Source organism: Rubripirellula obstinata (assembly GCF_001642955.1).
Lineage (GTDB): Bacteria > Planctomycetota > Planctomycetia > Pirellulales > Pirellulaceae > Rubripirellula > Rubripirellula obstinata.
This window is the reverse complement of record NZ_LWSK01000198.1, coordinates 1-5,795: the sequence shown is the minus strand read 5'-3', so window position 1 is coordinate 5,795 and position 5,795 is coordinate 1. Positions and strand designations below refer to the sequence as shown.

Genomic DNA, 5,795 nt, shown 5'->3' with positions numbered 1-5,795 from the left:
GGTCGGCGTAGCCGCGAAACCGAGCCAGAGAATTGATGTGGGGCAGCCATCCGGGTGCTCGCGCACCCGGCAGGGAGCTGCCGGCCCTCCGGGCCTGACGCTTAGTAACTGTTCCGACGGTCCTAATTCGATTGTCTGTCTTGATTTAGACATCGCAATCGCAAACGAGGTGGTCAGTGATTCACTATTTTCGTTTTCGACGTAAAACGCAGACGGTATACAAAATCGAAACCACTGCAGTGGATGTAGGTTCAGGCATTTCCACACCCGACCCTTCTGAAAGAAACACACCAAGTCATTAAAATTCAGTATCGATCACTTCTTTACTTGCCCGCGTGCCCAGTGCACCCCATAGTCCGTAGGGGCTTTGGGAACCGGGGGGAAGAATACTGTTGGTTTGGCCGCTGAGTGCTTTGCAATAGACACAGGGCGAATTGCTGTCGCCGGCTTCGATCGAATCAGTCATAAATTTGACGGCTCCATCGGCAAACAACAAATGGCTACCGCCTTGATGCCGACTGCTGGTGCCCGCGGTTCCGTAGGTGTCCGAACCACCGACTAAGCAGATCTCGGAGTTGGGTGGCAGGATGGTGTTGAACTGAGTTTGCAGCGTGTGAAAATCAGCCCAACGGAACCCGCGATGCGACTCGGGACCGTAGACCGAATTCACAACGGTCATGTCCCAAAAATTTGGGCGCAGTGGATCGACGAAGCCGAGCACCTTGCAACGGTTGGGGTTGTTGAGCACTTCCAACGCGCCGCCTTTGCCTGGGCTGCTGGTACCGACCGTTCGTTTGTCGTTGTCATTGAGTCCCGTCATGATTTCACCAACCGCAATCGTGTTGGACAGGCCGTCCGTAAAATCTCGAAACCGAGTTGCCAACCGCGTCACGAAAGCACCTCGCAAACCACATCGAGTTCGTTCCATTGCCAATCGGTCGGATTGATACAACCAACGACCGCTTGCCGACGACCCGTTCCATACCGTGGCACCATCCTCGGCATTGTAAAAACCATCTCCGGTGCAAGCGGCGTAGTTGGTGCGTCCATGCGCGGGCAAACCAACACCTGGGTCACTGGGACATCGGAACGTGGCCACTTCCGTCAACCAAGGCGGATAACCTTCTGAATTGAAACTGGGGCGTGGACCGAACGCTGGCCATTGGTCACCGTCTTCTTCAATCATAGGATTACTAATTTGATCCCACAAAGATTGCTGTTCGACGTAAGGCAGTAAGCCCACCAAGTAAGAAAGTTCCAGCCGCGTAAACCCGGTTCCGTCGTTGGCTTCGGCGGCACCAGTCGTTCGAACGGTTTCATTGGTGGGCCCCGTTCCTTGCATCGGAAGTTGATTGAACGCGGAGTGATAGTTGTGCAAGCCAAGGCCGATCTGCTTGACATTATTGCTGCAACTCATCCGCCTTGCTGCTTCGCGGGCCGCTTGCACCGCTGGCAAAAGAAGCCCGACTAGCACACCGATGATCGCGATGACGACCAACAATTCGACCAGCGTGAAAGCCTGGCGACACGAGCGAAATTTACGCCTGAGGGCAGCATGCGAGGTCGCAACGAAGTGATGGTTCACGGCCAAGGCACCTTGTGTTGGAACGAATAAATCACGCCGTTATTGTTACGGAGCTATCGCCACTCGCAACAACTTTTCAACTTTCGAGACCAATTTCATCGAAGTTTTATGTTACCGAACCTCGTGATCCAAAGTCATTGCGTCGGCAACGAAGAGGCTCCCAGCCAAACAAACGCAATGCAAATTCCAACATTCAGTGCCACGCACAACGCGAACTTCACTCGGTAGCTTGTTTTGCGAGTCTTGTGATGCAGACACTTTCCGGCCACCCATCCGCCCGGCCAACCTCCCGCCAGCGACCACATCAACAGAGTCTGTTCAGGAATCCGCGGTTCATGATCCCGTGCCCGACGCTTATCGATTCGATAAAGAATCGCAGTGACGATGCTTGCCACCGCAATAATTAATCCGAGAACAGCTATGATGTGCATCCGATCCATTTCTAATTTGAATTTACAATTGATGCCGACAGCGAAAAACCAAACGTCAAACCACGTTCCAAGATTGGAAAATACCAACTCGGTCGATGCTTACTATGACACTCTTGGGGTATGGCTTGATTTGGAGGCGGAAGCCGAGCGAGAACGACTCGCCCAGCGACGTCAAATTCGTAATCAAACTGATGTCGAACGAACCGGGGAAACGCTCGTTGCGATGTCATTAGCAGACCATCAAACTGGACTCGCGGGACGGCTGTTACTGGATTTTGTTAAATCTGGCCAACAATCTTCCACAAACAGCGATTCAACATCAATTTCGTTGCCCATGAATCGATTGAAGGTCGGTTCGCCGGTGGTGGTTTCGGACCACAATCAACCTTCCGATAAAGGTGTCGCGGGAGTCGTCAGCCGCCGTAAGCCTCATTCGATTCAAGTCGCGACCGACCAATGGCCCGACGGCAAACTGTTTCGAATCGACATGTCGCCGGACGAAACGACGCGACGACGACAATTGGCCGCGATGTCTTGGATGCGTACCGCGACCGGTCGAACCAAGACGCTTCGCGATGTGTTGATGGGAACCCGACCGCTACGATTTGGCGAGATCGAACCCGTCGAATTCTTTACGCGACTCAACCCGCCTCAACAGGAAGCCGTTCAGTTTGCTTTGTCAGCCAAAGACGTTGCGATCATCCACGGACCACCGGGAACCGGAAAGACAACGACGCTGGCAGAGCTAATCTACCAAGCGGTCCAACGAGGCGAATCGGTGCTCGCGTGCGCCGCCAGTAACACTGCGGTGGATAACTTGTTGGAACGTTTGGTCAGGATGATGCCGGATGTGTTGCGAGTCGGTCACCCGGCGCGGGTCTTTGAATCGCTGCGAGGTCACACGTTAGATGAATTAGTGGATTCAGATCCATCGACCGAAGTCGTTCGAGAAATGCGCCGCGACGTTCAAGACTTGATGCGCGAAGCGTCGCGAGATTTTCGCGGAAGAGATGGACACAAACGGCGAAAGCAGATTTTAGCCGAGGCTGGTCAGTTGCGAAATCAAATCCGCGGCTTTGAGCGGTCGGTCATTCGTGCGGTTTTGGATCGAGCCAACGTGGTCTGCACAACGACGACGATCGACGATGACTTGCTGGGCGACCGTCACTTTGACACGGTCGTTATCGATGAAGCGTGCCAGGGAACGTTGCCCAGCATTTGGCAAGCAGTTCGACGTGGCGATCGCTTGATCTTGGCGGGCGATCATCAACAGTTGCCACCAACCGTGTTGAGTAACGAAGCGGCGGCGGCTGGTTTGAAAGAATCGTTGATGCAGCGAATTGCCGAACGTGATGGTCAAGAAGTGCTTCGTCGTTTGAAGGTTCAATACCGCATGAATCAATCGATCATGAAGTTTTCGTCGGACCATTTTTACGATGGCGATCTTATCGCAGACGCGTCGGTAAAGTCACATCGCTTGTGTGAACTACCCGGTGTTGATGAAAACCAATTCACGACCGACTGTTTGATGTTCGTTGACACCGCAGGTGCGGAGTTCGACGAACAATTGGAACGCGACGGGAACAGTAAGCTGAATCCCAAAGAAGCAAATCTAGTGATCCAGTTTGTTCGCGAATTGATGGAGTCAGGCGTTGAACCGGATCAGATCGCGATCATCGCGCCGTACGCGGCGCAAGTTCGACTGCTGCGCAATCGATTGGACGTCCGCGAAATCGAAGTCGATACGGTGGACGGATTTCAGGGCCGCGAAAAAGAGGTCGTGATCATTACGATGGTGCGGAGCAACGAGATTGGCGAAATTGGTTTTTTGGCGGACGAAAGACGCACCAACGTTGCACTGACACGCGCCAAACGAAAACTGATTGTGATTGGTGACAGCGCAACGCTGGGGCGACATCCGTTCTACGCCAAATTGCTGGACTTCTTTGAATCCGAATCGGCGTACCGCAGTGTTTGGGAATTCGATTCTTAGTGCATTTTTAGTCACGTCGTGGCACGTAAGACTGGCACGGGCAAAACGCAGTTCCGGCAATCCTATACGGTCCAACACGGTCCAATGCAATTGCCGGAACTGCGCCAAGCTTGTTCCGGCCTACACCAATGATTGAAATTTGAAACCAGAGCAGCATCTGGCACGTTCGCGCTCGGATCTCTATGCTGGGGGGCTGCTGAACGGTTGAGCACAATGAACAGAAATTTGTCTCATACGGCTCGCGTTTAAATCTCATCTCACACTTTCGATCGAAGCGGCGGTAATTGCTATGTCAATGAACATGATGGAAATCTTGAAGGGACAACTTGGTGGCATGGTTGCCGGTCAATTGGGGAAAGCCGTTGGGCTGGATTCCAAGCAAGCTGAATCTGGCATCGGAGCTCTTTTGCCGGTGATTCTGGGCGGTTTGATGAAGCAGTCTTCAACGCCCGAAGGTGCCAACCAGTTGGATGAAACGCTGAGCGGTGACGATTTTGATGGCGGAATGTTCGACAACATTTCAGACATGTTTTCCGGTGGCGGCGACACATCATCGATGTCAAACATGGGTGGCGGATTGGTCAAGATGATCTTTGGTGACAAGATCGGCGCGATCGCTGACATTGTTGGAAAGGTCACAGGAATGAAGTCGAGTTCAACGACTTCGCTGCTAGCGTTGCTGGCACCTTTGGTGATGAGCTTTCTTGGAAAACAGAAGCGTTCACTTGGCCTTGATGGTGGTGGCATGGCGAACTTGCTGATGAGCCAAAAAGACGAAGTCGCCAAAGCGATGCCCGGCGGGATGGTCGGTGCGCTCGGCCTGACCGATCTAGGTTTCCAAGACACACCTGCCGGAGCTCCCGCTCAAACACCAGCGGCTCAACCTCAAGTTTCCAGCGGCGGCGGTGGCGGCGGCGGCGTCTTGGGCAAACTGTTGATTCCGTTAGTGTTCTTGGGTGTGCTTGGGTTCTTGGGATGGTCGATGCTCGGGAAGAAGGCGCCCGAAATGAATGTGCCTGACGTTAATGTGCCGGACGTCGATCTTGGTGCCGCCACTGACGCACTCGGCATGTCGGCCGACGACGTCACCGGAAACCTTCAAGAAGTGTTCGGTGGTTACAAAGAAACACTTTCAGGAATCACCGACGCCGATTCTGCGCAAGCAGCAGTGCCGGACATGGAAAAGCTGAACGATCAACTTGGTGGCATCAGCGGATTGATGGACAAGCTGCCTGCTGGCATCAAGGACACCGTCACCGGCCAGCTCGGTTCGATGATCGAACCCATCAAAGCGATGTTGGAAAAGGTGATGGCGATTCCCGGTGTCGAGCCGATCTTGAAGCCTTACGTGGAAAGCATGCTTGATAAAGTTGACATGTTGAGCGCGTAGAGCGTGAACGCGTAGCCGATCTCGCCAGGGTTCAGTCACCTGCACTTCATCAATGACTGAACCCTACCGGGCCGGTGCTGTGGAGTGCATCTGACGATTGCACCCCCGCCGCGAACAGTTTGTAGTCCGTGTTTTCTTCACGGCGTTGGGCGATGCCCAATGGCACTTACCGAAGCCCCGGACGGGGCAACGCCGTGAAGAGTTTTGGTCCAGTAAAACCCATTGTTTTGTTTAACCGCGTGGGCATCGCCTGGGCTGACGAAAATGTTTGCGTGGAGGGAAACTGGACGACTTTGGGGATTCGTGGCTGACCGGCCTCGGTGTTGATTGCAAATTGCAAAATGAACACTGAAAAATGTAAATTGACCAGCAAATACCGCTTCCCAAGAATTTTCA

5 protein-coding genes are annotated in these 5,795 nt (G+C 53.4%); 2 read left to right on the top strand and 3 right to left on the bottom strand.

Features of this window, described 5'->3' with window-relative positions; translation table 11 throughout:
* Positions 1 to 298: 298 nt before the first annotated feature.
* Together RC85_RS24530 and RC85_RS24525 are read right to left on the bottom strand one after the other, a co-directional pair.
* A complete protein-coding gene (locus tag RC85_RS24530) occupies positions 299 to 1,585 on the bottom strand; it encodes a DUF1559 domain-containing protein (RefSeq protein ID WP_084423001.1) in 1,287 nt (428 codons plus the stop codon).
* Between the two features lie 134 nt (positions 1,586 to 1,719).
* Entirely contained in the window at positions 1,720 to 2,016 is a 297-nt protein-coding gene (locus tag RC85_RS24525) for a DUF1294 domain-containing protein (protein ID WP_149752854.1), read from the bottom strand.
* Between the two features lie 31 nt (positions 2,017 to 2,047).
* On the opposite strand from RC85_RS24525, the gene RC85_RS24520 reads away from it, so the two are divergent.
* On the top strand, positions 2,048 to 4,009 hold the full coding sequence (locus tag RC85_RS24520) for an AAA domain-containing protein (RefSeq protein WP_068267382.1): 1,962 nt from the start codon (positions 2,048 to 2,050) through the stop codon (positions 4,007 to 4,009).
* Between the two features lie 289 nt (positions 4,010 to 4,298).
* Positions 4,299 to 5,399, top strand: coding sequence for a DUF937 domain-containing protein (locus RC85_RS24515; protein WP_084422999.1), 1,101 nt, complete (start codon positions 4,299 to 4,301; stop codon positions 5,397 to 5,399).
* 166 nt (positions 5,400 to 5,565) lie between these two features.
* On the opposite strand, the gene RC85_RS28690 is transcribed toward RC85_RS24515, so the two are convergent.
* A partial coding sequence (locus RC85_RS28690; protein ID WP_238383217.1) for a hypothetical protein occupies positions 5,566 to 5,795 on the bottom strand: 230 nt, incomplete at its 5' end.